Origin of the sequence: Streptomyces sp. NPDC015032, from assembly GCF_043080425.1 — a bacterium.
GTDB lineage: Bacteria > Actinomycetota > Actinomycetes > Streptomycetales > Streptomycetaceae > Streptomyces.
Genome location: NZ_JBIBVN010000094.1, coordinates 1 through 4583 on the forward strand (window position 1 = coordinate 1; position 4583 = coordinate 4583).

Here is a 4583-nt window from a genome sequence, read left to right on the forward strand (position 1 = left end):
GGGTGCGATCAACGTTCTACGGGCCGGGCTGGTCCGTCGCGACGCCAACTCGGTATAGCGAGAAGCCCCCTCATCCATGAGGGGGAGGAGTCACCATCAGCATTCCGGGCCCGAGCCGGGCCAGAAGCCCGGGGACGAGATGCTGTTCGTGCACGGAGAGCGGACCAGTGGCCGCGGCGAACACCGCATGCGTCCCGCACTCCACCAGTGTGGCAACTCTCACCTGTGGATACGCGCTCCGTTGCTGTCCCCGACCCGAGCCGGGCCGGCCGAAGAAGTCGGCGTTGGCTTCGGTGTCCGGGAGATCGAAGACCGTGCCGTCCACCGCGACCAGCCGCCACCGCCGGTACCAGGAACCGGCCGTCTCCCCGGTCGCGACCGGTCGGCACACCTGCTCGAACAGCACCTTCAACGGCGTCGTCAAGTTAACTGTGGGGTGGCTGGGTGGGGGTGTGTCAGGTTGTGGTAGGGCCGGTGGCGGTGGTTGTGGTCAGGCCTTTGCAGGCGGGGCAGTGACGCCGGTGATGTGGTCCCGGATGGTGAAGCGGTGCTGCATCTCGGTGTGGTGGCCGGAGGTGGTGAGGAGGTGGTGCCGGGGCCGGAAGTGGGGCGAGATCTCACTGAACGGGGCAAGGGACTTCTGCGCGGAGCGGGGCGAGCGGATGCCTTTCATGGCTCGTTCGCGTTGCCTTGCCGGCTGGTGGCTGTTCTCGGCCCGATTGTTCAGGCCCTGGTGGCTGCGGTGTTCGACGGAGGACATCAGGTGTTGGTGGGCCGGCCCGTAGGAGCGGCACTTGTCAGTCACCAGCACTCTGGGGGCCCGGCACTGCTTCTTCATCGGCTTGGCCAGGAACCGCTTCGCGGCCTTCGCGTCCCGCTTGGACTGGACGAGGACGTCGAGGACGTTTCCGTCCTGGTCAACGGCGCGCCATAGGTACTGCCGCGCGCCGTTGACCTTGATGAACACCTCGTCCAGGTGCCACTTGTCGCCGGCCGGGGGCCGACGGCGGCGTAAGGAGGCGGCGTACTCAGGGCCGAACCGGTCGCACCACTGGTGGATCGTCTCGTGGGAGGCGATGATCCCGCGGGCCAGAAGAAGCTCCTCGACCTCGCGGAAAGAGAGCGGGAAACGGTGGTACAGCCACACCGCGTGGGAGATGATCTCCGCCGGGAACCGGAACCGCTTGTACGACGGCGGCGTGTCCACGAGCAACCCCTCCCCGAGACGATCTCCACGACGATCATCTCAAGCCCCACCGCTCAACCTGACAAAGCCTCCGAGAGTCCGAGCTCTGCGAGCCACGCGCCGTACGTTCCGTCCGGGTCGTCGGCCATGGTCGCGATCTCCAGCTCCTGGCCGTCCGCACCCTTCTGCGGGCGGGCCGCGGCGAGGATGCGCGGGGTCGCGGTCAGGTAGAGCCGGAAGTCTGCCGGGATGCGGGCGTTGTCGTGGATCGCTGCCCACGGACGCCCAAGATCACCGGCGGTTCCGTGGGCCTCGTCCACGATGGCGAGGTCGAAGCCGTCCATCTGCTGCCCGTACAGCCGCTCCCCGCCCGCCAGCGCGGCCTCCAGCGGCCCTCGAACCTTCCTCTGACCCACATCCGGTGCGTCGATGTCCTCGCGGTCCACGAGGGAGGCGTACGTGGCGAACACGACCACCGGCCCGGACCTGGCCCACAGGGCGAGCTGGATCGGGTTGGTGGTGGTGCGCACCCCCAGCGAGTTGAGGACCGGGTCGTTCTCCAGCGAGCACACCGCGACCATGGGCGCCCGGTGGCCCACCGCCCGCCACGCCTGCGTGGTCCGCGCGAGAAGGTCCAGGGTCGGGACGGTGACGAGGATCCGGCCGTCCGCGAAGGAGTCCAGCGCGCACGCGGCGGCCGTGATCGTCTTGCCCGACCCGGTCGCGGACACGATCGTCCCCCGTGCCCCCTGAGCGGGCACAGATGATCTTGCAGGGAATCCCACCCACTTACGGAAACTCGCTTTCTGGGCTACCTGGTGTTCCCGAAGCTGAATACCCAGCATCCCCACGCTCCTCTTCCGCCTTCTTTTCCACTCGCTTCGGAAATCACTGGGACGGGGTGAAGGACGGGACGGACACCGTACCGTCCTCGGCCACGACGATCCGCTCGGCAAGCTGGGCCAGGACCTGAGAGGGGCGCAACCCCGTCCGGCCGGCCACCACCCGGACCAGCCGACTGGGCTCGACGGACAGCCGAACCTCCGCTCGCAGTTCATCCGCTTCCTCCTCCTGCCGTTCCCCGGAGGCGGCCTGTGCCGCAAGAGCACCAGCAAACCGTTCCTCACGCTCGCGAGCGCACACTGAGCCTTGCGCGTCCTGCTCCGGCTCGTACACGCTCCAGCCAGCCACAGTCATCAAGTCCCTGACGCGCCGCCACTCAGCGTGTTTGGCCAGCGAGATGGCAGCTATCCGCTCCCGGTCCATCTCGAACTTGTAGAAGGAACCGTTTCCCCTCAACTGCTCCGCGGTTTCCCGCTCACGGACAGCGGCCTCCGCGACCTTTTCCGCAACTGCGGCAACGTCCAGGCCATTCGCCTGACGCCGGACCTGGTCCCGCGCCACATCCTGAGCACTCCACATGCATTTTCCCTTTCTGGAAGCGCGATCATGTCGCCGGTGGGTCTGTCAAACGAGCGGTGTAACTCGGTTTGGTGAGTATTATTGACGGGCTGCGGAGAGGCGCCCGTCGAAGGTGATGTCGAAGGCGTTGAGTGCGGTCTTCCAGCGCGCGGTCCAGCGGGCTTGTCCCTTGCCGGTGGGGTCCAGGGACATGATCGCCATGTAGACGCACTTCAACGCGGCTTGCTCGTTGGGGAAGTGGCCGCGGGCTTTGACCGCCCACCGGATCCTGGCATTGACGGACTCGATCGCGTTGGTGGTGCAGACGATGCGTCGGATCTCGGTGTCAAAGCGCAGGAAGGGGGTGAACTCCTCCCACGCGTTCTCCCAGAGCCGCACGATCGCCGGGTATTTCTTGCCCCAGGCGTCGGCGAACTCGGCGCACCGCTCGAGTGCCGCCTCCTCGGTCGCCGCGGTGTGGACCGGCTTGAGGAGCTTGGCGATTTTGTCCCAGTCCTGGCGGGCGGCATAGCGGAAGGAGTTCCGCAGCAGGTGGACCACACAGGTCTGGACGGTCGTCTTCGGCCAGACCGCTTCGACCGCGTCGGGCAGGCCCTTGAGCCCGTCGCAGACGAGCATGAGGACGTCGTTCACGCCACGGTTCTTGATCTCGGTGAGGATGCGCATCCAGTGCTTGGCGCCCTCACCGCCGTCGCCGGCCCACAGCCCGAGGATGTCGCGCCGGCCGTCCGTGGTGACGGCTAGTGCTGTGACCGCATAGGTTCGCCGGGTTGGTGATGGTCGAATGCTTGGTGCGGGGAGGCGATGATGAAGGTATGACCGCCAGTTCTCGCGCCCAGTCTTTCGACGTAGCCGCAGCTCAGTACGCGGCGAGTCGGCCTTCTTACCCAGCCGCGCTCTTCGACTGCATCGAGGAGTTCGCGGGCCGTCGCTTGGCGGGCGCCCGGGTCGCCGATGTCGGCGCGGGTACCGGAATTACCAGCGTGCTGCTGCGGGAACGAGGTGCCGATGTGATCGCTGTTGAGCCGGGTGAGGCCATGGCTGGTGCGTTCCACCAGGCGCTCCCGGGGGTGCCGATCGTGAGAGGCGACGGTAATGCTCTGCCGCTGGCCGAGGCTTCCTGCGACCTCATCGCGTATGCCCAGTCCTGGCAGTGGACCGACCCTGGCCGGTCCGTCCCGGAGGCATTGCGTGTCCTGCGAGCGGTCGGTGCGCTGGCGATCTGGTGGAACACCACGGCCTTCGACGTGCCGTGGATTCGCGAGCAGCACGGGCGCATTGCGCACCACTGCGGGGTGAAGCCAAGGCCTGCCGTGCGCCCTTCGGACAACGACGCCATCCGGCTGGCGGGACTGACAGGGCTACGGGTCGCGCGCCGTCAAGTGCGCTGGAGCCGCACTGTCTCCTTGGACATGCATCTCGCCAACATTGGCAGCCGGTCGGCATTCCTCGTCCTTGAAGAGGCTGACCGCCAGACGTTTTTCGTCGATGAGCGTGAGCGGCTGGTCGAGATTTTTCCTCGGGAGGAGGTGGAAGAGACCTACGTGGTTGATCTCCTCGTTGCACTCCGCTCCTGACGCTGTGCGGGCCGCGGGGCGGGGCGGCGCGCTCATGCAGCCGAGGCGAGTGGCCGGCCGCCCCACCGAATGCCTTTCTCACTCCGGATGCGGGCGCGTTCCTTGCGTTCGGCGGCCAGGACGTCTCGGTGGCGGGCGTTGGCGTTGCGCCAGCGCAGGTAGGCATGCAGGGCCCGGGTCTGCACCATGTGGTTGGGATAGTTGGAGTTGGCGATGGTGAACTGCCGCAGCGGTCCGAAGTGGGCCTCGATCGGGTTGGCCCAGGACGCGTAGGTCGGGGTGAAGCACAGCTCGACCCGGTTCTTCTTTGCCCAGCGCCGGATGGTCTCGCCCTTGTGGGCGGACAGATTGTCCAGGATGACGTAGATCGGGGCGCCGTCCGGGCGGGCCGCCCGGAT

At 67.1% G+C, this 4583-nt stretch carries 5 protein-coding genes and 2 pseudogenes; 1 reads left to right on the forward strand and 6 read right to left on the reverse strand.

All coding sequences use genetic code 11. From position 1 onward, the window contains the following. Positions 1-70: 70 nt before the first annotated feature. The 5 genes and pseudogenes from ACF08M_RS41315 to ACF08M_RS41335 form a co-directional block, all read right to left on the reverse strand. Positions 71-424, reverse strand: a complete 354-nt coding sequence (locus ACF08M_RS41315) for a hypothetical protein (RefSeq protein WP_392190467.1) — start codon at positions 422-424, stop codon at positions 71-73. Positions 425-490: 66 nt separating this feature from the next. After that, positions 491-1213, reverse strand: a complete 723-nt coding sequence (locus tag ACF08M_RS41320) for an IS6 family transposase (protein ID WP_392190468.1) — start codon at positions 1211-1213, stop codon at positions 491-493. Positions 1214-1269: 56 nt separating this feature from the next. Continuing rightward, positions 1270-2031: pseudogene (locus ACF08M_RS41325) on the reverse strand (DEAD/DEAH box helicase family protein); the annotation flags it as partial. Between the two features lie 43 nt (positions 2032-2074). Further along, on the reverse strand, positions 2075-2608 hold the full coding sequence (locus ACF08M_RS41330) for a hypothetical protein (protein WP_392190469.1): 534 nt from the start codon (positions 2606-2608) through the stop codon (positions 2075-2077). Positions 2609-2686: 78 nt separating this feature from the next. Continuing rightward, positions 2687-3355: pseudogene (locus tag ACF08M_RS41335) on the reverse strand (IS256 family transposase); the annotation flags it as partial. A gap of 68 nt (positions 3356-3423) precedes the next feature. Between ACF08M_RS41335 and ACF08M_RS41340 the strand changes: the two are divergent. Continuing rightward, on the forward strand, positions 3424-4185 hold the full coding sequence (locus tag ACF08M_RS41340) for a class I SAM-dependent methyltransferase (protein WP_392190470.1): 762 nt from the start codon (positions 3424-3426) through the stop codon (positions 4183-4185). Between the two features lie 32 nt (positions 4186-4217). Here the strand turns inward: ACF08M_RS41340 and ACF08M_RS41345 are convergent. After that, the coding region (locus tag ACF08M_RS41345; RefSeq protein WP_392190471.1) for a transposase at positions 4218-4583 on the reverse strand (366 nt) is incomplete at its 5' end.